This is a genomic window from Allobosea sp., from assembly GCF_035944895.1.
GTDB lineage: Bacteria > Pseudomonadota > Alphaproteobacteria > Rhizobiales > Beijerinckiaceae > Allobosea.
Map to the genome: position 1 here is coordinate 74,107 of NZ_DASZAT010000004.1, position 26,054 is coordinate 100,160.

Consider the following 26,054-nt stretch of genomic DNA (forward strand, 5'->3'; position numbering starts at 1 on the left):
TATCGCCCGAATTCCGCCTCCCGCACGATCGAACTGCCGGTACATCCGCGGCTCGCTCGAGATCGGCGGTAGGCACGGCGCCATCGCTGGCGCCGCCGCATCAACCCGGTTACCGCGCTTTGGTTCCAGAGCTTGTCAGTAGCTGCGTTGCCGCGCTCGCTGCCAGCCCGGGCTGACGCGCCATTCGCGCCGGGCGCAGCAAAAGGGCCGTCTTCGCCCGGGTTTTCATCCCCTTTTCGGTCAGGCCGAAATTTTCCCACCGGCAGGATCGTTTGTCGGCTGGACAGCCCGCGCCCAGCCCTCTATATCGCCTCGCACCAACAGAAGCGCAGCGCGCTTCGCGGGAATGCCCAGGTAGCTCAGTTGGTAGAGCATGCGACTGAAAATCGCAGTGTCGCTGGTTCGATTCCAGCCCTGGGCACCATTCGCCTTTCAAGTTGCCTTATGTCCTTGAAATGGCTGACACTCTTATTCCATCGAGAAGAGCATTTTTCTTTTTGAGCTGGCCTGCTGGCGTTAGCCTGCAGGGCTTTTTGTGATCGGAACCAAAGCGGCTCGCTGCGGTTATCAGGGCGACGCAAGGATGCCCATATGCCGAAATATCGCTTCAAGACCGAAGATGGCCACAAGCTCGCCGTGAACCCTCAGCGGCTCGAATTTCCGAATGACAGGGTCGCGTCTGACGAGGCTCAGCGCACGCTCGTCGACATGGCGAAGAAGAAGCTCCCGGACGCATCGCGTCTCCACATTCGGGTCGCTGTGGAGAACGAGAAGAACGAGATGATCTATCAGGCGTCTTTGGACTTCCGCAGCGAGACCAGGGAAGAGATGCGAGCCAGCGTGGTTGAGTCCGCGACAGCGCTGGTCAACGGCCCACCGCCTTCCAGGAATGGACACTGAACGACTGGGTTGCTGTCAGCGTTGGATACGAGCGCTTTCCTGTTTCTTGGCCACCGGTCACTTCGCCCGGTCATATGAGAAGCATTGGACGGCTCGGAAGGCGCATTCGCTGATGCAGACGCCAGCCCCGACCCTCATCGCCCGCTCGTAGGCGCCGGCGCTGCCGGGCGCGCCGGATCGGTCGCGAGCGGCGCGATGTGGTGGCCGGGCAGCACCACCGTGTTGCCGGCGGCGTAGAGGAGGCAGGAGCCGGTCGCTCCATCACGCGCCGGGTCGTCGTTGCAGATCTTCAAGGCTTCGGTCTCGGCCGCGAAGGCGCTGGCTGCCCCGGTCTTGACGAAGATGCGGCCGAGCGGGTGGATCGCCATCGCCTTCGGCTCGCGCGCCCGCCCATAGCCGGCAATGTCCGCTTCCTTGCGCCGCTCCGCCGTGATCGCCGGCACCTTGTCGGGGCGATAGGGGCCTTCATGGCGTAGCCTTTCCATCGCCCGGCGTGGCCACTCGCCGCTCTGTTGCGGCGTGCGGAACACCTCGTTCACGGCGAAGAGGACGCAGGGCTCGTCATTGCGCAACTGGCAGCGCTCCAGGACCAGTTCCTCGGCCGCCGCAGCGGAGGGGCTGTCGAAGACGCGAAAGCTCCGCTGCTGCTTCGGTGACACGGCGATGGCGCGGTGCTGCTTGCTCTCCTGATAGGCCTGCAAGGCGCGCCCCTGCGCTTCGAGGCGCCCGCGGGGAACTGAGTGGTCGAGGCTGAGGACGCTCAGCAGCAACGCTTCTCGCCCCTCCGGTGTCGCCGGATCGAGCGCCGTCGCGCTGGCCGCGTCGGGGCGGCGCAGATCGGGCGAGCGGTTGCGCTCCACCTCCTCCAGCCGGTTGCGCGCCAGCGAGGCGAAGACGCCGGTCGGGTAGCGCGTCAGATAGGCACGCAGATCGGCCGGGTTGCGGCTGCCGCGCACGCTTTCCCAGAACACCGTCTCGGCACCGGGAGCCGTCGTGCCCGGGGCAGGGGCGGCGGCTACGGCGGCGGAAGGGGCAGCAGCCGCGGCAGCCGGCGCGGAGGCGGCAGCGGCGCGGAAATAGAAGCTGCCCTCCAGCGCCGAGTTCTCCCAGGGCACCTGGCGTCCCTGCGTCGCCTCGCGGACCTCGCGCCTGACCTCGGCCATCAGTTGGCGGATCTCCAGCCCCGGCGTCTCGATGCGCTTCAGCAGCGCGGTGGTGAACGGGCTGTTCCGGCCGCGGCCGTCATCGGCCACCGTGCCGGGCGCGGTGGCGAAGGCGAGCAGCGTCCCGACCGTGGCGCTCGCCTGGCCGAGTCCGGATGCAGCCGGTGCACCGCGGCCCGAGGCCTGCAGGCGCTTGCGGAAGGGATTGTCTCGGCAGGCGTCGAGGACGAGGATCGAGAGCCGCGCCGCGCCGTCGAGCTGTTCCAGTACGCTGTCGAGGTCGAGCGCCTCGAAGCGCAGATCGCGGTCGCTGCGGATCTCCGCGGGCGCGGGCAGCAGCCAGTTGCGCCCGGCAGCCTCCAGCCCGTGCCCGGCGAAGAAGAAGAACGCCGCATCGGCGCCGCGGGCGCGCTGGCCGAGGCGCCTGACCCCGGCTTCCAGCGCCAGTCTGTCGGGGTCGACCAGCGTCTCCGTCTCGAAGCCGAGGCGATCGAGCACCGCACCGAGGTCCCGCGCATCGTTCGGCGGGTTGGCGAGTGCGGGCACATTGCGATAGGCGCCGACGCCGACGATCAGGGCGACGCGGCGCTCCTGCTGTGCGAAGGCTGGAGACGTGGCGAGAAGCAATCCGAAAACCAACAGAAGCAGCCGGTAAGCGGCCTCCCGGTGGCGCCATAGTCCCGTCCGCACATTGCCGAACCGCATGGCGCGACCCCAGCTCGCAACCTCTCCGCCAGAATCGCATTTCGACGGGCGGGCCGCAACACGCGATGTCCTGATCTCTCCTGGGGTATCAGGAGAGGCGCCTGTCCTGCAGCTCGACGATCCGCTCCACGATCTCCAGATGCTCCGCCAGCAGCTCCTGCAGCGGTCCGATTGGCCGGAACGCCCGCTGGTCCTGCTCTTCCTCGCCCTGCTCGGCCCAGGCGGCGATCGCCTCGTCTGCGGCGGCGAGATGGTCGGCTGACACCGTGGGGGACGACGGGGCGCCTGCCTCCTCGGCGAGGCGTCTCGCGATCTGGTGGCGCAGCTCTTCCTCGCGTTGGAGCATCGGCTCGAGCGGGTCAGTATACGGCATCTGTCGAACCTTGAGATCTCGGCGGCATGAACCACGCGCGGCAACACCGTGCTCTCTCGCGCGTTCAGGTCTCGTGGGCAATCGCTGCGGAATCTTGCGCTGCGGGATCATGCGATCGAGCGCCGGGCCGGCAGGCCGGAACGGCTGCAGGGGCGGCGGCAATGCAGCTGCCTGCCCCGCAGCGTGACCCGCCGAAAATCGCTGGGTCGCGAGTTGAAACTTGCTCTGAGTGCAGAGCTATTTTGATATAAAATCAATATGTTGAGACAAAAATCTCACCCGTCGCGCAATGGCGCGCCCTGCGAATTCTGTTGACGGGGGGCTTTCAGCCTTGCCTCGGCCGCTCGAATCTCCCGTCATTTCTCATCACAGAATTGCCTTCTTTCTTAAGCAAAGGCGCCCATCCTTCGACCGGCCGTTCCCGCGATCTCCCCTGCAAGGCGGACCATGACGATGTGGTTTCGACCATGACGATGCCTGCCTTCATCGCTGCATCGGCGCTCAGCTTCGCGCTGCTCGCCGGTGCCCTGCCGAGTTCCGCCCGGGCCGAGCAGCTCGCGGCGAGGACCCGCGGGCCGGCGTCGCCGCCACCGGCATTCCTCGATTTCTGCGCGAGGAACCCGGCGGAATGCCGCCGGTCCGGCGCTCTGACGCGCCAGGTCGTGTTGACGCCGGAACGCCAGCGCGACCTGCAGGAGGTCAATGCGCGGGTGAACTCCGCGATATCGGAAATCTCCGACCGGGAGCACCATGGCCGTGAGGATGTCTGGAGCATCCCGACTGACGGGCAGGGGGATTGCGAGGATTTCGCTCTGTCGAAGCGCAAGCAACTGATCGAGCGGGGCTGGCCGTCATCGGCCCTGCTGATCGCGGTCGTCGGCACGCCCACTGGCGAGGGGCACGCGGTGCTGATGGCGACGACCTCCGAGGGGGATCTCGTTCTCGACAACAAGACCTCCCGCATGTTGCCGTGGACGCAAACCGGGTACCTGTTCTTCACCCGCATGTCGCAGTCCAATCCCCGCGCCTGGGAGGCGATCGATGGCGGCAATATCGCCGTGACCGCCGCGACCCGCCGTCCGTATCGGCCCTGAGCGGGCCGCTCCTCGAGAAGACCTGTTTCGCAAAGCCGGGACATTGGAGGGCGTGCTCGCTTTCCTTCCCGGCGGCCTGCCGAGGCCAGGGTCGTTGTGCGCGCCGGAGTGCGCATGATCCGATCAGGCTGCGTACCAGCCTGATCGGATATACGTCTGGCCTCAGCGGCTGAGACCGCCGCCTCCACCGCCACCGCCGTTACCGCCGCCGCCATGGCCGCCGCCACCGTTGCCGCCACCGCCGTTGCCGCCGCCACCATGGCCGCCGCCGCCGTTGCCGCCGCCGCCGTTGCCGCCGCCACCATGGCCGCCGCCACCGTTGCCGCCGCCACCGCCGTTGCCGCCGCCACCATGGCCGCCGCCGCCGTTGCCGCCGCCACCATGGCCGCCGCCACCGTTGCCGCCACCGTTGCCGCCGCCGCCATGACCGCCGCCACCGTTGCCGCCTCCGCCATGACCGCCGCCGCCGTGGCCACCACCGCCATGGCCGCCGCCGTTGCCACCGTCACCATGACCGCCGCCACCATGGCCACCACCGCCATGGCCACCACCGCCATGGCCACCTCCGCCATGACCGCCGCCGCCATGGCCACCTCCGCCATGACCGCCGCCACCGTGGCCACCGCCACCATGGCCACCTCCGCCATGGCCACCTCCGCCATGACCGCCGCCACCATGGCCACCGCCACCATGACCGCCGCCACCATGACCGCCGCCGCCATGACCACCACCGCCATGGCCGCCGCCACCATGGCCACCGCCACCATGGCCGCCACCACCGTTGCCGCCGCCGCCACCGCCACCGCTGCTGCCGCCGCCGCCGTTGCCGCCGCCGCCGTTGCCGCCGCCGCCGCCACCGCCGCTGCCGCCACCACTGCCGCCGCCACCGCTGCCGCCGCCGTTGCCGCCGCCACCGCTGCTGCCGCCGCCACTGCCACCGCTGCTGCCGCCACCGCCGCTGCCGCCACCACTGCCGCTGCCACCGCTGCCGCCACCGCTGCCGCCGCTATTGTTGCTTGCGGAGTTGCCGCCTGCGCCATTGGATGAACCGTCAGCGCCGCCGCCAAAGCCATCACCTCCATTGCGGCCGTTGCCTCCCGACTCGCCGGTGCTGCTCGGCCCTCCCGAAGACAAGGCTCCTGTCGTCAGCGGCGGGCAGGCCCAGTATTGGTTGCCGCCCTGCTGAACCACGGTGCAGCCGGGGCCGGGTGCGCGCGTGCGCCTCCCGTTGGCGGCGACGACATTGTAGTATTGGACATTCCCGGCCGCGGCGCCCTGGGGGGCTGGGGTCGTGGCGCTGATCGACGCGGTGGCAAGCGGCGGGCAGGCCCACAGCAGGTCGCGTTCGGACTGCACGACGACGCAGTCCCGGCTCGGTGCCCGCGTCCTGCGGCCAGCCGGCGACACCGCGTTGTAGTACCGCACGCCGCCTGTATCCGCCGTGCTTGTGCCGGATCCGGCTGCGCTCGCGCGGAACGGATTGTCGCGTGCCGCCGAATTGCATTCCCACAGCCAATTGTTTCGGATGAGCTTGCGGTCGCAGCCGCTGCGGGGCTGCGGCGTCGGGCTGCCATCGACAGCGAAGCCTTCATGGTACTCAGGCCATGGGCTCGCCCCTTGGGCATAAGCAAAGGTCGACGTAGTCGCGAGAAGTCCCGCAATAAAGATCTTGCTGTGCAGGTACCGCATGACATGCCTCCCGCCCGGGCGGTCTAGCGGCCGCTCAGCGCAAAAAAGAGATGTATTCGGGATGGCTTGTTCTAGATGAACGTGACCAAGCCCGCACGTTGAGCAATAGCATGCGGTATTGGCTTGATTTTATTCTATTTGAGTGAAAGCTTTAGGTCGCTCGAACTAATCCGATGGGATTACTGCCGGGCGAGCCGCCGAAAGGAAGGCGAGAGATGATGACGTATTGGAAATGGGCGATGCCGGCCCTGGTCGCCTTGCTGCTCGCCCATCCGGCGCTCGCCCAGATCGGCACGCCGGGCAACGCGCCGCTGACCCCGGGCGGTCCAAGCCAAGGTCTGGGCCCGCCCTCGATCTTCGACAATCAGCCCGATATCAGGCTGCACGCGCCCGGCGCCGGCGGCATCCCCGGCGCTGGCCCGCCGGTCGATTATGGTGGCACGCCGCGGGGCGCACCGCGCTCGTCGAACCCGATCACCATGCCGCGCTACGGGGCGGCGAGCGATCCCTCGCTCCGGCGAGCCATTGTCGCCTATTGCAGGACCCCGCGCCGGGCCTGTGCCGCGCCGAGCCGCGCCCGGGCCGGCGCGGTCTGCTTCTGCCGCCTGCCGAGCGGGGGGCGGCAGCGCGGACGTGTCGCCCGCTAGCGCGCCAAAGGGCCTGACGACGGCGGCCTCTGTTCTAAGCTCCCGTCAGGGTTGTCTTGTCTGCTGGTTCCGCCATTCAATGGAAAGCGGCTGCATCGCCATGAAGGGGGCGCCTAGCGATTGTCGATATTGAGGGACGTTGCCGACGACATCTATGAGGCAGCCTTCGATCCCGAGAGATGGCCGCGCGTCATTGATCGGATCAGCCTGCATAGCGGCGCCGACTCCGGCGGGATGATGGTGTTCGACAACATCCAGCCGATCAGGAACCTCGCGACCGGGCGTACGGCCGACCTCCTGTCGAGGGTGTCGGAGGGCGGTCACTGGAAGCTGGATCGCCGTATCCCGTTCTTCTTCGCCAATCCGCTCAGCGGCTTCGTCGTCGCGGACGAGTATTTCTCGCCTGAGATCGTCCATGACGAGACCGCCATGCTGGGGCGGGCGCTGGGTTTCGATCAGCAGGCCGGCACGATCATCCCGATGCCGACGGGAGAGCTCGTCGTCTTCGTCCTCAACCGGTTGCGGGAGGCGGGGCGGTTCGATCCGGCCCTGACGGGAGAACTCAATCGCCTCCACCCTCATCTCGCACGCAGCGCCTATCTGGCGGCGCGCCTGAGAATGGAACGGGCGCACTCGACGGTGGTGGCGCTGCAGGCGCTCGGCGTGCCCGCGGCGGTGCTCTCTGGCAAGGGGAGGGTGCTGGCGAGCAATGCCCTGATAGAGAGCGTTTCGCAGACCCTGATCCCGCTCGCCTTTGGCGGCCTCGGCCTTGCCCGCCCGGCCGCCAACAAGCTGCTGCAGGAGGCGATTGCGGCGGCCCAGGGCGATCAGGAGACCGCTTCCCGCTCGATCCCGGTGCAGGCGGAGGACGGCCGCCCGGCGATGATCGTCCATGTCGTGCCCTTGCGGCGCTCGGCGAGCGACATCTTCTCCGGAGCCGCCATCCTGATCGCTGCGGTGACGGTGAGCGCGAGCCGTGTCGTTCCTTCGCTGCAGGTGTTGATGGGCCTGTTCGACCTGACACCCGCCGAGGTGAAGCTCGCGGCGGCGCTGGCCGGTGGGCTGTCGCTGCAGGCAGCTGCGGCCGTGAGTGGTATCCAGATGACCACGGCGCGCACCCATCTCGATCGCATCTTCCGCAAGACCGGGACGAGCCGGCAGGGCCAGCTCGTCGCCCTGCTGAAAGGCTCGCAGCTGCTTTGAGCATGGGGCGCGGCGCCCTCAGCCACGCTTCACCGCCCTGACTGTTCCGCCCTTGCCGCTGCCGCAATAAAAGCGGCCCCCGCCGGCCTCCATGCCCGAGACGAAAGCGCCCTCCGGCATGCGCATGGCGTCGAGCACCTCGCCGCTCTCGGGATCGATGCGACGGATCTCGCTCTCCTCATCCTCCCAGGTCGCATGCCAGAGCTCGCCATCGCTCCAGGTCACGCCGGTGACGAAGCGGTTGGATTGCAGCGTGCGCAGCACCTTGCCGGTCTGAGGATCGATCTGGTGGATCTGGCGCTCGCGGTAATGGCCGACCCAGAGCGTGCCTTCGGCCCAGGCGAGGCCGGAATCGGCGCCGCCGGCCGGTGCAGGAATCGTCGAGAGCACGCGCCCGCTTTCCGGATCGATCTTCTGGATGCGGTCCTCGGCGATCTGGTAGAGGTGCCTGCCGTCGAAGGCGGTGCCGGCATGGGCGGGAACGTTGAGGCTGCGGACCGTCTGTCCGCTCTCCGGATCGAGCGCGTTGAGCTTGTCGCCGGAGCCGAACCAGACGTTCCTGCCGTCATAGCTGACGCCGTGCACGGCCTCGACGCCGGGGAAGGGGCCGTATTCGCGAAGGATCGTGGCTGTCCTGGTCATGATGATCTCCTCTGTTCGGTTGGACCGTCACGAGGTCTAGCCATCCGGCAGCGGGGCCGGGAGTAACAAGGCTGTCGGGAAACCGGGCACCGGCGGCGTCAGCCAGCGCCGCGCCCGCGCCTGGCCGAAGGACTGGATCTTGCCGCTCGCGGCCAGCGTCTCCAGTGCGCGCTGCATATTGCGCTGGCTGGTGCCGAGGGCCAGGGCCAGCGCCGAGCTCGACCAGGCTTCGCCATCGGCGAGCAAGGCGAGCACGTCGGCATGCGCCTCCTCCAGCGGTTGCGCCAGCACCGCGACCTCGCGTGCCCGGTGCGGTTTCAGGGCAAAGCCGCGCTGCGTCGCGTTGATCTGCGCGATCCCGTGCAGTTCGGCGCGCAGCCGGCCGATCTCGACCCGCAGCCGGGCACGATGCGAGTCGTCCGCCTCCTTCGCCCGGAAAGCTCGTTTCAGCAGATCTTCGCGCGAGACGTCCGCCGGCCAGGCCTCGGCGAGGGCGCGGGCGAGGGCGAACAGCACGGGGCGGGTGGCGAGTGGCACGGCCGTGCCGGCCTCGCGCACGACATTGCGGCAGGCATCGACGACGAAGCTGCCCGAGGCGAGCAGCGCTGCGACCTCGCCCAGCAGCAGCGGGCGCTCCGTGCCGCGGAGGATCAATCGCGCCGCCGGGGCCTCCAGCGCGTGTGCCGCGGCCTCGACCTCGACCACCAATGCCGGGATGCGGGCGCGCCCGGCCGCTTCCGCCGCCCGCGCAAACGCCGCGCGCGCCGGCTCCGCCTGCAGCCGCCGTAGCGCGATGCCGCCGATGGCGAGCGCCCGCGCCGCCTCCAGCGCCGGCGGCAGCGGGCTCTCATCGAAGCCGGTGAGCGCGCGCTCGGCCTCGCCGAGCCGGCCGATCAAGAGCAGCCGGCGCACCTCGATCGTGCGGGCATGGGCGGCATTGAGACGGTCACCATGGGCTTCGAGCACGGCGCGCGCCGCATCGAGCGCGTTGGCCGGCCAGCCGAGATCGCGCGAGACCAGGGCGATCTCGGCCTCGGCGACGACGCAGCGGGCTCGCGCGACTGGCTCTCTCGGCCCGAAAGCCTGGCCGGCGCGCTTGAGCAGGACCTTGGCTCGGGCGAGGTCGCCGAGCTGCGCCATGGCGATGCCACGCAGCGCCAGCGCCGGCGCGTCCTCGCGCAATGCGACGCGATTGAGCGCTCCGAACGGGTCACCCGCCGCCAGGGCCCGTCCGGCCGCCGTGATCAGCGAGTCCATGCCGCCACTCGAAATCCCGCCAAACTTGTCACTCCCGCTCCAAACCGTTCGGGGCCTACCCCTGTTCCCGACGCCGCATCGCGAAACGGCAGGCGGCGAATGTCAACCGACGACAGGAGCAAGCATCATGACGGTTCATACCATCGGAACGCGTGAGGATTGGCTGAGAGCCCGGCTCGACCTGTTAGCGGCCGAGAAGGCACTGACGCGGCAGAGCGATACCGTGGCGCTGCAGCGCCAGGCTTTGCCCTGGGTTAAGGTCGACAAGGACTATCGCTTCGTCACCGAGGCGGGCGAGGTGGGTCTCGCCGATCTCTTCGCCGGGCGTTCGCAGCTCTTGGTCTACCATTTCATGTTCGGGCCGGATTTTTCCGCCGGCTGCCCGTCCTGCTCGCTGATCGCCGACGGCTTCAACGGCATCCATGTCCATCTCGCCAATCACGACGTCACGCTGACGGCCGTATCGCTGGCCTCGCTCGACAAGCTTTTCGCCTTCAAGCGACGCATGGGCTGGAGCTTCCCCTGGGCCTCCTCGGCGACGGGCGACTTCAACTTCGACTTCAGCGCCTCCTTCACGGAAGAGCAGGAACGGCGCGGTGCGGTCGACTACAACTTCCAGCGCGAGCCGCAGATCGACTGGAGCAGCAACGGCATCGTCTCCGGGCTTGCCGTGCAGAGCGGCACGACCCCGGGAGGCTATATGCGCGAGCGGCCGGGAATGAGCGCCTTCATCCGTGAGGACGGCGCGATCTACCACACCTATTCCAGCTATGCCCGTGGCATGGACGCGATCTGGAGCATGTATCCTTGGCTCGATCGCGCCCCGAAGGGCCGCAACGAGCCGAACGGGCCCTGGTGGCGCCTGCGCGACGCCTATCCCGCCTCGGCTGCTGCGACGGCCCAGTCATGCTGTGCCTGAGCGCCCGGGCACAGGCTGATCGCGGAGCGCCGGACATCCCGTCCGGCGTCTCCGCCGTCGATGCAGGTCGGATGTTCCTCGCCGTCTGCACCCTCCTGCTCATCGTCAGCACGACCGCGACCGTCGCAATCTGCCTTGCCATGGCCGATATGGGCGAGGTGCCGATGGCCGGCGGCTGGTCGATATCGACAGCCTGGACGCCGCTCTGCGGCGGCTCCTGGCCCGCTGCCGCCGGAGCTTTCCTCGGCATGTGGATCGCGATGATGACGGCGATGATGCTGCCTTCGCTTGCCCCTGTCCTCTGGCAGCTCCGCGAGAGCGCAGTTGCCGCAGGCGCCGCTCGCCCGGGCTTGTTCGCTTCGCTCGCCGGCCTTGCCTACCTCCTTGTCTGGAGCGGGCTTGGCCTGGCGGTCTTCATCGGCGGCGCGCTCCTGCTGGAGGCCGGGCTGCGCTGGCCGCTTCTGGCTCGCGCCGTGCCGTTCATTGCCGGCCTTGTGGTGATCGCCGCCGGTCTCTTCCAGGTCTCGCGCTGGAAGCTCGCCATGCTCGGCCATTGCCGGAACGCGCGTGCGCGAGGCGTCGGCGTGATGGCCGCGACAGGGCAGGGGCTGCGGCTCGGCCTCGCCTGCTGCGCCTCATGCGCCGGGCTGACCGCATTGCTGCTCATCGGTGGCGTAATGGACCTGCGCGGCATGGCGGTCGTCGCGCTCGCGATTGCCGCCGAGCGGCTCGCCTCGGCCGGCGCGCGTATCGCCCGGTCTGTCGGTGCGGTCATGCTCGGCGCGGGCCTCGTCCAGCTGGCGCAGGCATTCTGGCAGCTCTGAGCCGAGCCGGTGCGGCCTCGCCATGCCTGCCATGCATTTTTGCATCTGCTCAGAAACGCGCCACGCAGTGCCGCGATGCCTCGCTCTGGCCTATACAGGTCGCAGGCGATCCACGGATCGGGTCGCACGCAAAGATTGTACGATTCACGAGGAGACGCACATGACGCTCAAAGCCCAGTTCCTGATGGGTGCGGCCTTCGCCGCGGCGCTGCTCGCTGGGGCGCCGGCGCGCGCTGACATCACCATCGGCCTGCTCGCGCCGCTGACCGGCGCCGTCGCTGCCTATGGCGAGCAGGTCAAGAACGGCGCCCAGGCCGCCGTCGACGCGATCAACAAGAAGGGTGGCATCGGCGGCGAGAAGGTCGTCCTGAAGTTCGCCGACGATGCCGGCGATCCCAAGCAGGGCGTCTCCGCCGCCAACCTCCTGGTCGGCGACAAGGTCCGCTTCGTCGTCGGCCCGGTGACCTCGGGCGTCGCCATGGCGGCTTCCGATGTCTTCGCCGAGAGCGGCGTTCTGATGGTGACGCCGACCGCGACCTCGCCGGCCCTGACCAGTCGCGGCCTCAGCAACGTCTTCCGCACCTGCGGCCGCGACGACCAGCAGGCCGAAGTCGCTGCCAGCTACGTGCTGAAGAACCTGAAGGACAAGAAGGTCGCCATCGTCCACGACAAGGGCACCTATGGCAAAGGCCTCGCCGATTCCTTCAAGAAGGGCATCAATGCCGGCGGCGTCACCGAGGTCGCCTATCTCACGGTGAATCCAGGTGACAAGGACCTCGCGGCCGTGATCACGCGCCTGAAGTCCGCCAATGCCGAGCTGATCTATTTCGGCGGCTACCATCCCGAGGGCGGCCTGCTCGCCCGCCAGTTGCACGATGCCGGCGTCAAGGCGACGATCATCGGCGGTGAGGGCCTCTCCAACACCGAGCTCTGGGCGATCGGTGGCGACACCGCAGCCGGCACGCTCTTCACCAACGCCACCGACGCGCTGAAGAACCCGGCCTCGGCCGAGGCCGTGGCGGTGCTGAAGGAGAAGGGCATCCCGCCGGAGGCCTTCACGCTCAATGCCTATGCCGCTGTCGAGGTGCTGAAGGCCGGCATCGAGAAGGCCGGCAAGGACGCCAAGGCCGATGCGGTCGCCAAGGCGCTGAAGGCCGGCCTCGAGGTCAAGACCGCGATCGGCACGCTGACCTATGGCAAAACCGGCGACCTGAGCTCGCCGAGCTTCTCCATGTACAAGTGGGAAGCCGGCAAGATCGTCGCCGCCGACTGACGAACGCGCTTGGAAAGGCGAGGGAAGGGGCCTGCGGCATGCCGCAGGCCCTTTTTGTTTTCCCGTCATTGCGAGCCCCCGGATCTTGCCTTCGGCAAGCCCGAGGACAGGCTCCGCGAAGCAATCCGGGAGACGTAGAGCACTGCAGCGCCTGGATTGCTTCGTCGCTTCGCTCCTCGCAATGACGACGCTTCTTCCTGAACGCGCCGTTCGGAAACCGTTCAGGTGATCCGGGCTTTGGTGCGGGCGACCGAACGGGAAGTGCCCATGCCAGTCACTGATGCCCTCGCTGCCCTCGAGCCTCTCGCCAGGCCGTCCCTGATCGCGATTCGGCGCGAGGCCGACGGCTACGGCATCCGCTTCGGCCTGAGCGAGGCCGAGGATGCGCGGATGCCGGGCCCGGTCTTCCCGACGCTCGACGAGGCGATGGCCTGGATCGAGGGCATCGACCGCGCCCGTAGCTAATGAAACGGCCCGGATCGGGGCAATCTGCGGGATGTCTGTCGATCGCTTGTCCTGACGGCTTGTCAAAGCGGGTCGCGATCGGGCATAGAGCCTTCCAACGGAGACGTGGCCGAGAGGCTGAAGGCACTCGTTTGCTAAATGAGCATACCCCACAAGGGTATCGAGGGTTCGAATCCCTCCGTCTCCGCCACTATTTTTCACGTGATATTTCAATCGTTTAGCTTGGAAATTGTAGGCGAGTGTGTAGCAAAAGTGTGAGCGCTTTTGTGTAGCTGCGAGACCATCGCGCCCTTATAAGAGCGCGACGCCGATCATGAGCGTGAGCAGAGCTAATAGAATCGGTATCTCATAGCCCCGTGAGATCGCCGCGAAGCGTCGCTGGAGGTCGCACAACAGATCCCTGTCGGCACCCGTCTGAATGCGATGCCGACCCCGCGTGCTCATAAAGAGCCTTTGACAAAGTCCCTGATTGTGTCGAATTTGTTCGGATTGCGGGGGAGATTTGCTATGCGCATTGTCTTCTTTGGAATAATGGCCGGCGCAATAGCGCCTTTGTTTTTTTCTTCAGCTTGGGGCGCAAGTTTCAAAATTCCCAAGGGACAGAAAAGCCTAATCGCGTTCTGGAAATGCAACGGCGGCGGAGTATCATTCCTCTGCAAGCGGAAGATATGCTTTTCTTATGTCAATGCGTCCGATCAGAATCCAGGCGTAGCTCATCTATTTAGAGAGGCGAAGCCCGGAGGAGGAAAAGATCTCGATATTCATCCCGGCGGACGGTGTCTTGATACAAAAGGTAGAGCGTATTGGGTTTATGCCATGCCATTAAGTGAAGATCTTGTCGTTACAGTTTCCGATGATGTGGCGCCCTAGGAATACGTTTCTAATTGACGCCTGTTGCTTGGTTTAACGCAGCCGTCTCGACAGCCGGATTCCGGCTACCCTGCCGTAGTGTGCCTGCGCCGCCTACCAGCCCACCTCGACAACCTGATTCCGGCTGCCCTAGCGTAACGCCGCGCGCCGCGAATGGCGCTAGCTATGGCTGGGGAATATTGTGACGATAAGGAGATTGATTGCTGCGTCGGTGATCGGCGCGGGACTGGCTGGCTGTGTGTCAGCGCCGGCTGTTAAAGAGGCTTCGCAGGCTACGCCCAACAAGGCATCAAAGTCGCCGATAGCGCTACAGGCCTATCACCGCACTGCCGTTGAGAATGCGGCGAAAGGCAAGCTGAAGGATCCATACAGCGCGATGTTCTCAAACGTAATTGCGTTCCGACAGAGCGATTCTCGCACCGTTTAAGTGTGTGGTCTGATAAATGCTAAAAATAGCTTTGGCGGATAGTCGGCAGCGTAAAGAAGTCGCTTGGTTTCAGCGTTGAAGGAAAGGCGATCTCGCTTTCTGATCCCTCTATCTCTGAGCTATTCGGCGCGCTGCCGACTGCCTCCGGTGTTTCTGTTACTGCACACACTGCGCTTCCCGAATCGGTCCGGAGCTGATTCAGGCTGTCTGCCGGATGCAGTCGGCGACCAGGAAGCCGACATTCCCTCTCAATGCCGCGAGCGTCCGCTTCCGAGCGACAAGCCAATGTCCGGTCATGGGCATCCGCACCGGTCATCGTCAACAGGGTCGAAGAGAGCGGAAATCGGTCGCGGCCTCGAAAGCGCTTGCTACTTGCAGCATCAGGGCTTCCTGAAACGGCTTGGCGGCGATCTGCACTGAGACCGGCAGCCCGCCTTCGCCAAAGCCTGAGCAAACGCAGGCAGCAGGCCAGCCCGTGACGTTGAACGGTTTGGCGAAGCCCGGGCTCGCCAGGAAGCCCCATTTCGAGATGCTGTCGATCCGCGCTGCTTCCCGAGGAGCAGCGGGAGTGGCAATCACATCCACGTCCGCGGCGGCCTTCGCCGTCAGCACGCACAGCTCACGACGCCGGCGCAGTGCCTGCAGATAGTCGGAGCTGGAGAGCAGCCCGCCTATCAGGATGCGGTCGCGGAGCAATTCGCCATAGTCGTAGAGGCGTGATCGCATCCAGGGCTCATGCAATGCATAGGCCTCGCCGATCATGATGATGACGCAAACCGCCTGGTAGTCGAACAGGGACGGCATCGTGATATCGACGATCTCCGCTCCCTGGTCCCGCCAAATTGCCAGAGCGCGATCGAAGCCCTTCTGGACGCCCGGGCTGACCGGACAGTCAGTGTCGTGCCAGCGCGACACGACGCCGATACGAAGACCTTTCACGCCACGGCCCAGAGCTGCGCTGAAGTCCGGAGCCGGGCGTTCGATGCTCGTATGGTCCTCCGGGTCATGAGCGGCCATCGCCTGCAATAGCAGCGCGCAATCCTCGATGGTCCAGGCCATTGGGCCGGGATGGTCGAGCGAAAAGGCCAAGGGCAGGATGCCGCGCCGGCTGCAGAGCCCGTAGGTCGGCTTCAGCCCGGCGATACCACAGAGCGCGGCGGGCTCACGGATCGACCCGCCGGTGTCGGAACCGGTGGCTCCGAGGGCGAGCCCAGCGGCGATGGCCGCAGCCGGACCGCTGGACGAGCCCGAGGTGAAGTGATCGATATTCCAGGGATTGCGTGCCGGGGGCCAAGGCAGGTCGAAAGATGGCCCTCCTAACGCAAATTCATGCGTCGCGAGCTTGCCGAGCATCGACGTGCCGGCCTGAGCCAGGAGCATGGCGGTGTGAGCGTCCTCGTCGGGCATCGCTCCCTGGAGCAGCCGGGAGTGTGCCGTGGTGGCGATTCCCCTCGTGCAATAGATGTCCTTGTGCGCGATCGGGATGCCGTCGAGCTTGCCGCGCAGCGTACTGGTCATCATACGCCGCTCGGCCGCCCGTGCGTCCTCGAGCGCACGTTCGGGGGTGACCGTAACGAAGCTGTGCAAGGCGCCATCGAGCGCTTCGATACGCGACAGGCAATGCCCCACCAACTCTACCGGCGAGATCGCGCGCGCCGCGATCAAGGCCGCAGCCTGAGCGATGGTCGGCGTCTCCATCAGAATGTTTCCGTCTCGCCGGGACGCGATGCATGGATATCGGCGCGGAAGATGTGCGCAGGCTCGGCGGCGCGATCACGACCAGGCGAGCGGATGCGATCGAGCATCGGTTCCACCAAGGCCCAGGCCTCGTAGATCTGCCGAATATCCACTGGCTGGACCGGCAGGCCGGCTCGCCGGATCAGCGCCGCGAAATCCTCGACGGGTGTTTTCGTCATCGCTCGTTCGCCTCGAAGGTCAGATCTTCGAAACAGGCCATGAGCCCCGCTGGCTGGCCTGCGCGCGCATCGTTGACGGCCGCCAGCACCCGGCGCTGCTGCGCCTCGGTCGCGACCATGCGGGTTGCCGCGCTGAACTTGTCCTCGAGAGCCGACCAAGTCAGCGGACTGGTCGCTTCGCCCTGTGGCCCCGTCGGTTCGGAGGTGAAGCGCGCATTCCCGCTCACGATGGTGACGCGGGCCAGCGTCTCGGCCGGAAAGCGGGCATCGAGCTTATGGTCCAGCGACAGCAGGACCTTGCCAGCGAGTTCCTTCACGTCACCGAGCGCGAGAATGCGAGAGGTTATCGGCAACAGGGCCTGGGGGCCGACCAGGGCGACCAGGGCCAGGCAATAGGGAATGCTGTATTGGACATCGACCAGGTTGGCGGGGGCCGGCTTGTTGGAGATGCGCAGGGCGCCGCCATAAGTCTCGACCTCGATCCGGTCGATCGTCCGCACCTCGATGGCGTGCCGCTCGATCAGCCCCAGCAGCGCGTCGAGCGGCGCATGGACGTGGCGGCAGCAGGCGTAGAGCTTGAAATAGGTCTGGCAGATGCGCGGCGCCGAGCCGAGCGACGTCTCCTCGGGGAAACGGTAGTGGCAGGCGCTGTCGAGGATGTTGCGCGGGCCGGTATGGCCTGCCTCGGCGAGGCCCAGTGCGACCAGGCCGGTGACGACCGACCAGGGAATGCCTTCCTTGACGTCGCTGCCCTCGGGAACAGGACCTTGCAGCGGCGCGCTCGCGAACAACTGGTTGGGCGCGCTCTCGCCCGCGATCGCCAAAGCGTGTTCGATCACCTCGACGGGTGTACCACGCAGGGCGGTGGCCGCGGCGACGACGGCATAGGCAGACCAGGTGCCGGTATTGCCGTAGGTGGTGCGCGCGGCAGCTATGGTGATGCCGACCTCATAACCGATCACGATCGCAGCGATGAGTTGCTCCAGCGAGGCGCCGGTTTCGCGCCCGATGGCAAGGGCGGTCGGGATGACGGCGGCACCAGGATGGCCACGGGCTAGGCGGTGGCCGTCGTCGAGGTCGAGCGCCGAGGCTGCGGCGCTGTTCGCCCAGGCCGCGCCGATGGGGGAGCTCGACCGACCGGAAAACCAGATGGGAGCGTTGCCTGTTCCCATCGTTGCCAGTGCCGTTGAGCGGACGGCGATCGCGCCCCGATCCGCAATGCCCGCGCCGACTGCGGCCATGAGGTCGAGAATGCATCTGAACGCGGCTTCTCGTGCCGGTTCCGAGACCCGACTTTGCCTCGCCGCTGCGACATAGGCTGCGATCCGTCCTGCGATACCCGTTTGGTCGTGTCGACCAAACGGGGCTGCTGTCTCTTGCATCGAGGGCCGGCCCATCAACGCTCGATCTCTCGGTTCCAGCGGCTGGTCCAGTCGGCCCGCTTGGGATTAATCGCGGTGTAGCTCGGCTTGATCAGCGAGTTCACCTTCTCAGGCCCGAAGACGACATCCGCGGCGATCGCCGGCGGAAGCTTGGTCTCCTGATTGACCGGCCCCCAGCCTTGCGTTTCGGCGATGATGGTCTGGACCTCCGGGCTGAGCAGATATTGGACGAAGTCCTGGGCCTGCTTCGGCTGGGGGGCGCCCTGCACGGCGCAGACCTCGGTGAGGATCACCAGAGCGCCTTCCTTCGGATAGACGAACTTGACCGGCGCTCCCTGTGCCACAAGAGCCCGGACGCGGCCATTTCCCCAAACGCCCAGGGCAGCCTCGCCCGTCTGCAGCAGCTCGGCCATTTTTCCGGGCGACGGTTCCCAGGCGAGCACGTTCGGGCTGATGCGCTTCATCGCCGCGAAGCCCGGGTCGATCGCGCTTTCGTCGCCGCCGTTCAATCGTGCCTGCATCACCAGGGCGAGCAAGCCGAAGCCATTGCCGATCGGCGGGATCACGATCTTCCCAGCGTAGCGCTTGTCCTCCAGGTCCTTCCAGGAGGTCGGCTCGGCCCAGCCGTTCTTCTTGAACACCTCGGTGTTGTAGACGAGGCCGGTGGCGCCGTAGCCGAGGCCGATCGCCGATTTGCTGACGCGGCGCGCGCTACGATAGACGTTGTTCGAATTGGGACCGTCCTCGAGCGTGGCGCAGAGGCCGAACTCGACGGCCGTGGTCATCGGGCCGTCATCGATCAGGGCGACCGAGATCTCCGGCTTGGCGCGTTGCGCTTGCAGCTTCGCCAGAGTGTCGGTCGAGTTCCCCGGGACGTAGACGATCTTGATGCCGCTCTTCGCCTCGAAGGGCGGGATGATCTTCTCCCGGAAAGCAGTTTCCGTGGCGCCCCCGAAACCCGCCACATACATTATTTCTGCGGCCTGCAGGCTCAGCGGAGCGGCCACGGCGAGCACGCTTATGACGCCAAGGTATTTGCGCATTTCTATCCCCTTATTGTGGTTTTGAACGCAGGGGGACTTTAATCCGCGTGCCGCAGCACGAATATGTAAATTGCTTCCGCTATATATGCCGGATTGTTATGCTTTGCCGAGGCATGCGAAGCTGCGACGCGGGGGAGTGCGCCGGCACGATGCCGTGTGGAGACGGGTGGGGACCAGCCCGAAGGGATCGACGATCAGCGCGTCGCGCCCTGAAACTCGGCGCGCAGATCGGCCGCGAAGGCGTCCGCGAGGCTCGACCTTGTCGTCAGCTGCGGGAATACGACCGCGTACCGGCAGGTGATCCCGGCATCGAGCGGACGGACGATCACATCCGGAGATATGTCACGGTCGGCGGTCGATTCCGAGATGATGCTGATGCCCGCTCCGGCGGCGACCAGCGCCCACGCGATCGATGCGCTCGCGGTCTCCAGGACGACCGTGGGGGCGACGCCGGCCGCCGAAAACGCGTCGTCGATCTGATAGCGCACATAGCTGTGCTGCGAGAGCAGGACCATGCGCTCGCCGGCGAGGTCACCCATTGAGATGCGATCCTGCGCGGTCAGCCTATGCCCCGCAGGCAGAGCGACATTGAAGACGGATTCGCCGAGTTCCTCGGTATCGATCCCCGGCCGCGACACCGGCATCTCGACGATGCCGACGTCGAACTGGCGCGTGGATACGAGCTCGGCGATCTGGACGGACGGCAAGCTCTGGACGAAGGCCGTCACATCCGGCCGTGTCGACAGGAAGCGGCTGATCGCGCGCGGCACCAGCCATTGCGATAGCGCCGGCAACACCGCGATGCGCAGCGCACCGGCCCGTTGCAGGCCGATATCGAGAGCGACCCGCGATATGGTTTCGATGCTGCGGTAGCTCTTTTCGATCTCGCGATACAGCGCCTCGGCCTCGGGCGTCGGCACGATGCGACGGCCGCGTCGCTGGAACAGCGCGTAACCCAACTTCTTCTCGAGCATGCCGATGGTGCGGCTGACGCCCGGCTGCGTGACGTTCATCAATTTGGCCGCGCCGATGATGCTTCCGCACACCATCACGGCCCGGAACGTCTCGATCTGGCGGATATTCAGGAGCGATCTCATTCATAACTTATCGGCATAAACAGCAATAAAAGTCTACATTTTCTTCTGCTCCCCGCAGACCTATCATACGACGATAACGAATAATCCCTGCTTCAAGATGCGCTCTTGATAGCAATTAAGCGGGCAAAGGGGAGATGGCGGGTGCATACCGGTTTCTTATCAGTGATTTCTTGCGCGGCTGGTGAGCATGCCATCTGCCGCAAAGTGAGCCCGGCCGAGCATTGCGAGATCGCCGCACATGCCCCCGGCCGGAGCAATGCCAGGCCCATGCCGCCGAAAGGCCGAGCGTGACGCGGGGCGGCCGGGAGGACGACATGGCATTTCTGGACCTGCAGAATCTGGGCAAGGCCTATGGCGAACTCGTCGCCGTCGCGGACTTCAACCTGGCGGTCGCCAAGGGGGAGTTCATCTGCCTGCTGGGGCCGTCGGGCTGCGGCAAGACGACCATCCTGCAGATGATCGCCGGCTTCGTGACACCCACCAAAGGGCGCATCCTGCTCGACGGCGCCGAGATATCCGATGTCCGCCCGAGCAAGCGCGGCCTCGGCATCATGTTCCAGAGCTATGCCCTCTTCCCGCACATGACCGTCGCAGCCAATGTCGCCTTCGGGCTGGAGATGCGCGGGATCCCGGCGCAAGAGCGCGCCGCGCGGGTTGGCGAGGCCCTCGAATTGGTACAGCTCGGCCATCTCGCCGAACGCTATCCCCGCCAGCTCTCGGGCGGTCAGCGGCAGCGCGTGGCGCTCGCCCGCGCGCTCGTCATCCGCCCGCCGGTGCTGCTGCTCGACGAGCCGATGGGTGCGCTCGACGCGCAATTGCGCGAGGGCATGCAGATCGAGCTGCGCGCCATCCAGCGCAAGGTCGGCATCACGACGATCATGGTCACGCATGACCAGGCCGAGGCGATGACGCTCGCCGACCGGGTCGTGCTGATGAACAAGGGCACTGTCGAACAGGTCGCGGCGCCGTTCGAGATGTACGAGCATCCCAATGGCCGGTTCACCTCGACCTTTCTCGGCAAGGCGAACGTCTTTGCCGGAGCGGTATCGGGGGAAGACGTCATGGTCGGCAGCATGCGGCTGCCGATGGGACAAGCTTCGGCGAGCGGCGATGTCGACTACATCGTCCGGCCGGAAAAGCTGAACTTTTCCATCAGCTCTGCGCTCGTCCGCGGGCGTGTGGCCGTCCGCATATTCCTCGGGCAGCACTGGCTCTACCAGATCGAGACGGCACTCGGGCTTCTGCAACTCACCGAGCCCAATATCGGCCCGCCCGGAGCGGCGGAAGGCGACGAGGTCGGCCTGACCTGGTCGCCCGAGCACGTGCGTGTCGTCGGGCGCGGGGCGGCGTCATGAACCGCGCGCCCTATTGGCTCGCCGGTCCCGGCGTCGTCGCAGCGCTCGCGCTCGTCGCGCTGCCGCTGGCGATGACCTTTGCCCTGAGCTTCCAGCCTTTCTCCAGCAGCGGCGGCGTCGGGCCCGGCTTCACGGTCGAGAACTACGTCCAGGTCGCAACCGACGACTATTACCTCACGATCTTCCTGCGCACCTTCAAGCTGGCCTTGTTCGTGACGGCCGTTGCCGTGCTGATCGGCGTGCCCGAGGCCTATGTGCTGAGCCGGCTGTCACCCGGTATGAGGGCGTTGTCGCTCGTCATCGTGCTGGGTCCGCTGCTGATCTCTGTGGTGGTGCGCACGCTCGGCTGGTCGATCCTGTTCGGCAATACCGGCATCATCAACACCATCCTGCTGGCCTCGGGGCTGGTCTCGGCACCTATCAGGCTGATGTTCAGCTTCACCGGCATGGCCATCGCGCTCGTCCACGTGCTGGTGCCGTTCATGGTGCTGTCGGTCTGGGCTTCGTTGCAGAAGCTCGATCCGGCCACGGAACAGGCGGCCGAGTCCCTTGGCGCGGGGCCGGTGACGATCATGACCCGGATCGTGCTGCCGCAAGTTCTACCGGGCGTCCTCTCGGGCGGCCTGATCGTGTTCGCGCTCGCCGCCAGCGCCTTCGCGACACCCGCGATCATCGGCGGGCGGCGCCTGAAGGTCGTTCCGACCACGATCTACGACGAGTTCCTCAGCAATCTGAACTGGCCGCTCGGGGCAGCGCTGTCGCTGATCCTGCTTGTCATCGTGCTCACGGTCTCACTCGGCGCCAACAAATATCTCGAGCGCCGATTCAGCCAGGTGTTCCAATGAGCCGGACCCCGCTCGCCCTGATCATTTTCCATTGGCTCTTCGCGCTGTTCATGCTGGCGCCGCTGGCGGTCGTCGTCCTCGTCTCCTTCACCGACAAGGGCTATGTCGCGCTGCCCTTTGATGGTGCGTCCTTGCGCTGGTATCGCGCTCTGCTCGACGCCAAGGATTTCATCGACAGCTTCAAGCTCAGCCTTGGCCTCGGCGTGCTCGCCGCCACCGCTTCGGTGATCCTGGCCGTTCCCGCCGCGATGGCGATCGCCTGGCATCGCTTCCCCGGCCGCGATGCCATGCTGGGACTGCTGATGTCGCCGATGATGGTGCCGCCCATCGTGCTCGGCATCGCGCTATTGCGCCTCTTCACGCATCTCGGTGCGACCGGAACGATCTGGAGCCTGGCCGCCGCCCATACGGTCATCGTCCTGCCCTATGTGCTGCGCCTCGTGATCGCGGCCGCGACCGGCTACGATCAGACGCTGTCGCAGGCGGCGATCTCGCTCGGCGCCTCACCCTTGACGGTGTTCCGCCGGATCGAGCTCCCGCAATTGCTGCCAGGTATCGCCGGCGGCTGGATCATCGCCTTCATCACGAGCTTCGACGAACTCACCATGTCGCTGTTCGTTTCCGGCGTCGGCACCTCGACCTTGCCGGTGCGCATGTACAACCACATCGCCAACACGATCGATCCGCTACTGGCTTCGATCTCCAGCGTCCTGATCGTCCTGACGCTGCTCCTGATGGTCGTCATGGACCGCGCCTTCGGCATCGACCGCGTGCTCGGAGGCAAGGCGTGAGCGCTCTCGACACGATCGTGGTCGGCGGCGGCGTGGTCGGCCTGTCGATCGCCTATGGCCTCGCCAAGGCCGGCGAGCGCGTGCGTCTGCTCGACGAAGGCGACGGCGCTTTTCGCGCCGCGCGGGGCAATTTCGGGCTCGTCTGGGTTCAGGGCAAAGGCGCCGGCAAGCCCACCTACGCGCTATGGTCGATGGCAGCCGCGAAGCTCTGGTCCGGCTTCGCCAGAGAGCTCGAAGAGATCGCCGGCCTCGGGCTGCAGCTCTCGCAGCCCGGCGGCCTGACACTCTGCCTCGACGAGAGCGAGCTGGACAGGCGCTCCGTCATGATGGCGCAACTCGCCGCCGACGTCGCGGCGTCCGGCGAAACCTATCCCTATGACATCCTGCGTGCCAATGCGGTGCGGGAGCTGTGTCCCCATGTCGGCCCGGATGTCGTCGGCGCCAGCTTCTGCCCACTTGATGGCCATGTCAGCCCGCTGAGGCTGCTGCGCGCCCTGACGGCGGCGCTGCTGGTGCTCGGCGGCGAACTGCGGACCGGGCGACATGTGGACGCTATCGAATACCGCGACGCCAAGTTCCGCATCCACGCAGGGGGCACGACCCATGTGGCAGCCAAGCTCGTTCTCGCCGCCGGCCTCGGCAACGCAGGGCTGGCGCCGATGGTCGGGCTCAATGCCCCGGTCAAGCCGATCCGCGGCCAGGTGCTGATCAGCGAACGCGTCGCGCCCTTCCTCGACTTGCCGACGGGCAGCGTGCGCCAGACCGGCGATGGCGGCGTCCAGATCGGCGAGAGCAAGGAGGATGTCGGCTTCGACGACGGCACCACCATCGCCGAACTGTCGCGCATCGCAGAGCGCGCCGTGCGGATGTTCCCGGTGCTCGCCGGCGTCAACATCGTGCGGACCTGGGGGGCGCTGCGCGTGATGACGCCGGACGGCTATCCGATCTATCAGGCGTCAGCCGAATGCCCGGGCGCCTTCGTCGTGACCTGCCATTCGGGCGTCACGCTCGCCGCGCAGCACGCCGATCCTCTCGCCCGATGGATCATGGGCGACGCAGAGCCGGCGGTTCTGGCGGACTTCAAGGCCGAGCGCTTCCATGTTTGAGCCGATGGCCGGCCTGGCCGCCAAGGACCGCATCACGATTCAGGTCGACGGCCGCTCGCTGCAGGTCCGCAAGGGGATTTCGCTGGCGATGGCCTTGATGGAAGCGAATGTCGTGCCGCTGCGCCGCACTCCGCTGTCGCATGCGCCGCGCTCGCCTCTCTGCCTGATGGGCGTCTGCTTCGAGTGCCTGTGCCACGTGGATGGCCGCCAGAATATCCAGTCCTGCATGGTCGAGGTCGTGGACGGCATGAACGTACGGCTTGCGAACGGTGCACGCCGGGTGGAGGCCGTCCGTGACGCATGATCTCGTCATCATCGGAGCCGGTCCGGCCGGCATGGCGGCTGCGCTCGCCGCAGCGAAGCTCGGCTTGAAGACAGCCGTGTTCGACGAGCAGTCGCGCCCCGGCGGGCAAATCTATCGCAATGTCGGTGATGTCGCGCCACAGGTCGGCCGGCTTCTCGGTTCCGATTATCTGCACGGTAGGCCACTCGCCGCACGGTTCCTCCATGCCGGCATAGATCGCCATCTTGCGACGACCGTCTGGGACATCACGCCCGACCTGACCGTGTCGGCGATTGCGGGCGGCCGCAATTTCCAGCTCCGCGCACCGCAACTGATCGTCGCGACGGGTGCCATGGAGCGCGCCTCGCCACTTCCGGGCTGGACCTTGCCGGGTGTCCTCAATGCCGGCGCAGCCCAGATCGCGCTGAAATCGAGCGGCTCCATTCCGTCAGGCAGGATCGTGCTGGCCGGTTGCGGCCCGCTTCTGCTGCTCGTCGCCTGCCAGTTGCTCGCTGCGGGCGCTGACATTGCAGGAATCGTCGAAACCGCCCCTGCCGCAAACCGGCGGGCGGCGCTCCCGGCGATGGCAGGAGCTCTTCTCGCGCCCAAGCTCCTGGCAAAGGGGCTGGCCATGATCAGGCGGATCCGCCGGGCGCGGGTTCCATGGTTCATCGAGGCGACGGATATTGCGATCGAAGGCGATGAACGGGCCGAGGCCCTGCGCTTCACGGTGGCTGGCGAACGGAAGCGCATCGCGGCGGATATCGTGTTGTTGCATCACGGGGTCGTGCCCAATACGCAGATCTCCCGTCTCCTGCGCGTTGAGCATGCCTGGGACGACGCGCAGCAGGCCTGGAGGCCGCACCAGGATGTCTTTGGCGAGACGAGCCTTTCGGGCTTCCGCATCGCCGGTGACGGCGGCGGCATAGCCGGGGTACTGGCGGCGGCAACGAGCGGGGAACTCGCTGCGATCGGTGCTGCGTACGCACTGGGCCGGGTATCCTTCGAGGAGCGCGACCGGCTGACGAAAGCGCCGCGCCGGGCCTTGCGCGGGCAGCTTCGCATCCGTCCCTTCCTCGACGCGCTCTACCGTCCGCCGGACTGGATCACGGCGCCGTCGGGCGAGACGATTGTCTGCCGCTGCGAGGAGGTGAGCGCGCAGGAGATCGCGCGCATGGTCGATCTCGGCTGTCTGGGGCCGAATCAGACCAAATTCTTCAGCCGCTGCGGCATGGGGCCGTGCCAGGGCCGGATCTGCGGTCTCGGCGTGACAGGCATCCTGGCGCGTGAACTGAGCATGACGCCCGCAGCCGTGGGCGCCTACCGTATCCGATCGCCGCTCAAGCCGGTGCCGCTTGCCGCGATCGGATGTGTTCCTGCCAAAGAAAGCGAGACTCCCCGATGACCATCGACCGCTTCCAGACCGGGCCGCGAATGAGCAAGATCGTTCGCCACGCCGGGCTGATCTTCCTGTCGGGCCAGACGGCGAACGGCACGACCCTGAGCGATATCTCCAGCCAGACGAAGGAGGTCTTGCGGCGGATCGACGAACTCCTGGCGGAGGCCGGGAGCGACAGGTCGCATCTGCTGACCGCGACGGTCTATCTTCGCGACATCGGCGACTTTGCAGCCATGAACCTCGAGTGGGAAGCTTGGCTGGCGCACGCCTCCGCGCCTGCGCGGACGACGGTCGAGGCCCGGCTGGCTAGTCCGAATCTCCTTGTCGAAGTGACGGTCACCGCCGCCAGGATGAGAGATTGACCACTTCCCGATCCAACTCGGTCA

Annotated in this window: 26 protein-coding genes and 2 tRNA genes; 19 read left to right on the top strand and 9 right to left on the bottom strand. The window is 66.5% G+C overall.

What is annotated here, in order from left to right; all coding sequences use genetic code 11:
* Nucleotides 1-348 precede the first annotated feature (348 nt).
* A tRNA-Phe gene (locus VGV58_RS01890) sits at nt 349-424 on the top strand.
* A gap of 167 nt (nt 425-591) precedes the next feature.
* Nucleotides 592-900: a DUF6894 family protein gene (locus VGV58_RS01895; protein WP_326872269.1), complete on the top strand. Its 309-nt coding sequence runs from the start codon at nt 592-594 to the stop codon at nt 898-900.
* Nucleotides 901-1,034: 134 nt separating this feature from the next.
* On the opposite strand, the gene VGV58_RS01900 is transcribed toward VGV58_RS01895, so the two are convergent.
* Entirely contained in the window at nt 1,035-2,690 is a 1,656-nt protein-coding gene (locus VGV58_RS01900) for a caspase family protein (protein WP_326872270.1), read from the bottom strand.
* A 166-nt stretch (nt 2,691-2,856) separates the two neighbouring features.
* Entirely contained in the window at nt 2,857-3,141 is a 285-nt protein-coding gene (locus VGV58_RS01905; protein ID WP_326872271.1) for a hypothetical protein, read from the bottom strand.
* A gap of 467 nt (nt 3,142-3,608) precedes the next feature.
* Here VGV58_RS01905 and VGV58_RS01910 point away from each other — a divergent pair, with 467 nt between their 5' ends.
* The 4 genes from VGV58_RS01910 to VGV58_RS01925 all read left to right on the top strand — a co-directional run bounded on the left by VGV58_RS01910 (nt 3,609) and on the right by VGV58_RS01925 (nt 7,774).
* Entirely contained in the window at nt 3,609-4,235 is a 627-nt protein-coding gene (locus tag VGV58_RS01910; protein WP_326872272.1) for a transglutaminase-like cysteine peptidase, read from the top strand.
* 213 nt (nt 4,236-4,448) lie between these two features.
* A complete protein-coding gene (locus VGV58_RS01915) occupies nt 4,449-5,282 on the top strand; it encodes a hypothetical protein (protein ID WP_326872273.1) in 834 nt (277 codons plus the stop codon).
* A gap of 857 nt (nt 5,283-6,139) precedes the next feature.
* Entirely contained in the window at nt 6,140-6,571 is a 432-nt protein-coding gene (locus VGV58_RS01920) for a hypothetical protein (protein ID WP_326872274.1), read from the top strand.
* 129 nt (nt 6,572-6,700) lie between these two features.
* A complete protein-coding gene (locus VGV58_RS01925) occupies nt 6,701-7,774 on the top strand; it encodes a helix-turn-helix transcriptional regulator (protein WP_326872275.1) in 1,074 nt (357 codons plus the stop codon).
* 18 nt (nt 7,775-7,792) lie between these two features.
* Here VGV58_RS01925 and VGV58_RS01930 read toward each other — a convergent pair whose 3' ends face one another.
* A complete protein-coding gene (locus VGV58_RS01930; RefSeq protein ID WP_326872276.1) occupies nt 7,793-8,416 on the bottom strand; it encodes a Vgb family protein in 624 nt (207 codons plus the stop codon).
* 36 nt (nt 8,417-8,452) lie between these two features.
* Complete coding sequence (locus tag VGV58_RS01935) at nt 8,453-9,673, bottom strand: helix-turn-helix domain-containing protein (protein WP_326872277.1); 1,221 nt, start codon at nt 9,671-9,673, stop codon at nt 8,453-8,455.
* 127 nt (nt 9,674-9,800) lie between these two features.
* Here VGV58_RS01935 and VGV58_RS01940 point away from each other — a divergent pair, with 127 nt between their 5' ends.
* From VGV58_RS01940 to VGV58_RS01965, 6 genes are all read left to right on the top strand, one after another.
* Nucleotides 9,801-10,592: a DUF899 domain-containing protein gene (locus VGV58_RS01940; protein WP_326872278.1), complete on the top strand. Its 792-nt coding sequence runs from the start codon at nt 9,801-9,803 to the stop codon at nt 10,590-10,592.
* A complete protein-coding gene (locus VGV58_RS01945; protein WP_326872279.1) occupies nt 10,580-11,416 on the top strand; it encodes a DUF2182 domain-containing protein in 837 nt (278 codons plus the stop codon). Before VGV58_RS01940 ends, VGV58_RS01945 begins: the two co-directional genes overlap by 13 nt.
* Nucleotides 11,417-11,576: 160 nt before the next feature.
* Entirely contained in the window at nt 11,577-12,689 is a 1,113-nt protein-coding gene (locus VGV58_RS01950) for a branched-chain amino acid ABC transporter substrate-binding protein (protein ID WP_414643843.1), read from the top strand.
* 267 nt (nt 12,690-12,956) lie between these two features.
* Complete coding sequence (locus tag VGV58_RS01955) at nt 12,957-13,154, top strand: hypothetical protein (protein ID WP_326872281.1); 198 nt, start codon at nt 12,957-12,959, stop codon at nt 13,152-13,154.
* A gap of 99 nt (nt 13,155-13,253) precedes the next feature.
* A tRNA-Ser gene (locus VGV58_RS01960) sits at nt 13,254-13,344 on the top strand.
* 317 nt (nt 13,345-13,661) lie between these two features.
* Complete coding sequence (locus VGV58_RS01965) at nt 13,662-14,024, top strand: hypothetical protein (RefSeq protein WP_326872283.1); 363 nt, start codon at nt 13,662-13,664, stop codon at nt 14,022-14,024.
* 745 nt (nt 14,025-14,769) lie between these two features.
* Here the strand turns inward: VGV58_RS01965 and VGV58_RS01970 are convergent.
* From VGV58_RS01970 to VGV58_RS01990, 5 genes are all read right to left on the bottom strand, one after another.
* Nucleotides 14,770-16,149, bottom strand: coding sequence for an amidase (locus VGV58_RS01970; RefSeq protein ID WP_326872284.1), 1,380 nt, complete (start codon nt 16,147-16,149; stop codon nt 14,770-14,772).
* Nucleotides 16,149-16,367 carry a hypothetical protein gene (locus VGV58_RS01975; RefSeq protein WP_326872285.1) on the bottom strand — a complete coding sequence of 73 codons (219 nt, stop codon included), beginning with the start codon at nt 16,365-16,367 and terminating at the stop codon, nt 16,149-16,151. Before VGV58_RS01975 ends, VGV58_RS01970 begins: the two co-directional genes overlap by 1 nt.
* Nucleotides 16,364-17,764: an MmgE/PrpD family protein gene (locus VGV58_RS01980; protein WP_326872286.1), complete on the bottom strand. Its 1,401-nt coding sequence runs from the start codon at nt 17,762-17,764 to the stop codon at nt 16,364-16,366. Before VGV58_RS01980 ends, VGV58_RS01975 begins: the two co-directional genes overlap by 4 nt.
* Nucleotides 17,764-18,720 (bottom strand): ABC transporter substrate-binding protein, encoded by a 957-nt coding sequence (locus VGV58_RS01985; protein ID WP_414643847.1) that lies wholly within the window; start codon nt 18,718-18,720, stop codon nt 17,764-17,766. Before VGV58_RS01985 ends, VGV58_RS01980 begins: the two co-directional genes overlap by 1 nt.
* A 266-nt stretch (nt 18,721-18,986) precedes the next feature.
* On the bottom strand, nt 18,987-19,889 hold the full coding sequence (locus VGV58_RS01990; RefSeq protein ID WP_326872288.1) for a LysR family transcriptional regulator: 903 nt from the start codon (nt 19,887-19,889) through the stop codon (nt 18,987-18,989).
* 314 nt (nt 19,890-20,203) lie between these two features.
* Here VGV58_RS01990 and VGV58_RS01995 point away from each other — a divergent pair, with 314 nt between their 5' ends.
* Genes VGV58_RS01995 through VGV58_RS02025 form a run of 7 tightly spaced genes read left to right on the top strand, consistent with a single transcriptional unit; the run spans nt 20,204 to nt 26,030 of the window.
* Nucleotides 20,204-21,244, top strand: a complete 1,041-nt coding sequence (locus VGV58_RS01995; protein ID WP_326872289.1) for an ABC transporter ATP-binding protein — start codon at nt 20,204-20,206, stop codon at nt 21,242-21,244.
* Nucleotides 21,241-22,089: an ABC transporter permease gene (locus VGV58_RS02000; protein WP_326872290.1), complete on the top strand. Its 849-nt coding sequence runs from the start codon at nt 21,241-21,243 to the stop codon at nt 22,087-22,089. Before VGV58_RS01995 ends, VGV58_RS02000 begins: the two co-directional genes overlap by 4 nt.
* Nucleotides 22,086-22,880: an ABC transporter permease gene (locus VGV58_RS02005; protein WP_326872291.1), complete on the top strand. Its 795-nt coding sequence runs from the start codon at nt 22,086-22,088 to the stop codon at nt 22,878-22,880. Before VGV58_RS02000 ends, VGV58_RS02005 begins: the two co-directional genes overlap by 4 nt.
* Nucleotides 22,877-23,986: an NAD(P)/FAD-dependent oxidoreductase gene (locus tag VGV58_RS02010; protein WP_326872292.1), complete on the top strand. Its 1,110-nt coding sequence runs from the start codon at nt 22,877-22,879 to the stop codon at nt 23,984-23,986. Before VGV58_RS02005 ends, VGV58_RS02010 begins: the two co-directional genes overlap by 4 nt.
* Entirely contained in the window at nt 23,979-24,290 is a 312-nt protein-coding gene (locus VGV58_RS02015; protein ID WP_326872293.1) for a (2Fe-2S)-binding protein, read from the top strand. Before VGV58_RS02010 ends, VGV58_RS02015 begins: the two co-directional genes overlap by 8 nt.
* The gene (locus tag VGV58_RS02020; protein WP_326872294.1) at nt 24,280-25,674 is read left to right on the top strand and encodes an FAD-dependent oxidoreductase; all 1,395 of its coding nucleotides are present in this window, start codon (nt 24,280-24,282) and stop codon (nt 25,672-25,674) included. The genes VGV58_RS02015 and VGV58_RS02020 overlap by 11 nt, the downstream gene beginning before the upstream one ends.
* A complete protein-coding gene (locus VGV58_RS02025) occupies nt 25,671-26,030 on the top strand; it encodes a RidA family protein (RefSeq protein ID WP_326872295.1) in 360 nt (119 codons plus the stop codon). Before VGV58_RS02020 ends, VGV58_RS02025 begins: the two co-directional genes overlap by 4 nt.
* Nucleotides 26,031-26,054: the final 24 nt, after the last annotated feature.

Bases quoted from the DNA above. Each gene is read 5' to 3' on its own strand.
- VGV58_RS01990 (WP_326872288.1), bottom strand. From the start codon at position 19,889: ATGAGATCGCTCCTGAATATCCGCCAGATCGAGACGTTCCGGGCCGTG.
- VGV58_RS01980 (WP_326872286.1), bottom strand. From the start codon at position 17,764: ATGGGCCGGCCCTCGATGCAAGAGACAGCAGCCCCGTTTGGTCGACAC.
- VGV58_RS01975 (WP_326872285.1), bottom strand. From the start codon at position 16,367: ATGACGAAAACACCCGTCGAGGATTTCGCGGCGCTGATCCGGCGAGCC.
- VGV58_RS01935 (WP_326872277.1), bottom strand. From the start codon at position 9,673: ATGGACTCGCTGATCACGGCGGCCGGACGGGCCCTGGCGGCGGGTGAC.
- VGV58_RS02000 (WP_326872290.1), top strand. From the start codon at position 21,241: ATGAACCGCGCGCCCTATTGGCTCGCCGGTCCCGGCGTCGTCGCAGCG.
- VGV58_RS01970 (WP_326872284.1), bottom strand. From the start codon at position 16,149: ATGGAGACGCCGACCATCGCTCAGGCTGCGGCCTTGATCGCGGCGCGC.
- VGV58_RS01910 (WP_326872272.1), top strand. From the start codon at position 3,609: ATGACGATGCCTGCCTTCATCGCTGCATCGGCGCTCAGCTTCGCGCTG.
- VGV58_RS02015 (WP_326872293.1), top strand. From the start codon at position 23,979: ATGTTTGAGCCGATGGCCGGCCTGGCCGCCAAGGACCGCATCACGATT.
- VGV58_RS01940 (WP_326872278.1), top strand. From the start codon at position 9,801: ATGACGGTTCATACCATCGGAACGCGTGAGGATTGGCTGAGAGCCCGG.
- VGV58_RS01920 (WP_326872274.1), top strand. From the start codon at position 6,140: ATGATGACGTATTGGAAATGGGCGATGCCGGCCCTGGTCGCCTTGCTG.
- VGV58_RS02025 (WP_326872295.1), top strand. From the start codon at position 25,671: ATGACCATCGACCGCTTCCAGACCGGGCCGCGAATGAGCAAGATCGTT.
- VGV58_RS01915 (WP_326872273.1), top strand. From the start codon at position 4,449: ATGGCCGCCGCCACCGTTGCCGCCACCGCCGTTGCCGCCGCCACCATG.
- VGV58_RS01950 (WP_414643843.1), top strand. From the start codon at position 11,577: ATGACGCTCAAAGCCCAGTTCCTGATGGGTGCGGCCTTCGCCGCGGCG.
- VGV58_RS02005 (WP_326872291.1), top strand. From the start codon at position 22,086: ATGAGCCGGACCCCGCTCGCCCTGATCATTTTCCATTGGCTCTTCGCG.
- VGV58_RS01985 (WP_414643847.1), bottom strand. From the start codon at position 18,720: ATGTATGTGGCGGGTTTCGGGGGCGCCACGGAAACTGCTTTCCGGGAG.
- VGV58_RS01995 (WP_326872289.1), top strand. From the start codon at position 20,204: ATGGCATTTCTGGACCTGCAGAATCTGGGCAAGGCCTATGGCGAACTC.
- VGV58_RS01895 (WP_326872269.1), top strand. From the start codon at position 592: ATGCCGAAATATCGCTTCAAGACCGAAGATGGCCACAAGCTCGCCGTG.
- VGV58_RS01955 (WP_326872281.1), top strand. From the start codon at position 12,957: ATGCCAGTCACTGATGCCCTCGCTGCCCTCGAGCCTCTCGCCAGGCCG.
- VGV58_RS01905 (WP_326872271.1), bottom strand. From the start codon at position 3,141: ATGCCGTATACTGACCCGCTCGAGCCGATGCTCCAACGCGAGGAAGAG.
- VGV58_RS01930 (WP_326872276.1), bottom strand. From the start codon at position 8,416: ATGACCAGGACAGCCACGATCCTTCGCGAATACGGCCCCTTCCCCGGC.
- VGV58_RS01945 (WP_326872279.1), top strand. From the start codon at position 10,580: ATGCTGTGCCTGAGCGCCCGGGCACAGGCTGATCGCGGAGCGCCGGAC.
- VGV58_RS01965 (WP_326872283.1), top strand. From the start codon at position 13,662: ATGCGCATTGTCTTCTTTGGAATAATGGCCGGCGCAATAGCGCCTTTG.